The sequence below is a fragment of the Vibrio sp. 1069 genome (assembly GCF_033340555.1).
The window spans coordinates 1-506 of the sequence record NZ_JAWOWP010001008.1 but is presented as its reverse complement, the minus strand read 5'-3'; the positions used below and the strand labels follow the sequence as shown (position 1 = coordinate 506).

General features: G+C 42.7%; 1 protein-coding gene. It reads left to right on the top strand.

The features are described from left to right. On the top strand, positions 1 to 427 hold a 427-nt coding region (locus tag R7040_RS30305; RefSeq protein WP_318098172.1), incomplete at its 5' end, for a J domain-containing protein. Positions 428 to 506: the final 79 nt, after the last annotated feature.

Genomic DNA, 506 nt, shown 5'->3' with positions numbered 1-506 from the left:
TGGCACGATTATGTGGTTGGCTATTGGTGGATTGGTGATCGCTCTAGCAGGCTTCGGTGGATGGGTAACTCTAAGGAAACAACAACGAGCCTTGGCCCCACTGTCTTCCCAAGAGGCAAACCAAACTCAGCAACTTAATGCAAAAGTAAAAGAGTTAGAGTTCACGAATAAACAATTGAAGCGTCAGTTGGAGAAAGTATTCAAAGAGTTTAAAAAGACTCGCAGCCAATCCGACAATCATAAAGTTGCGGTTGCCTGCGCGATGTTTGGTTACACACCACAAACCATTCCTGATAACCAAGCAGTGAAACTCCGCTATCGACAACTTTCAAAACTCTATCATCCAGATACTCGTGGAAGTGAAGAAGAAATGAAACGTTTGAACCAGGCGTTTAAAATCATCTCACAAAATGTTACAAAATCGTAAATCACAACTAGAGGGCGCTTGATGGCTAGCTTTAAGTCTAAGTAAAACAAGGTTCGCAATAAATCGGAAGAGCGTCGTG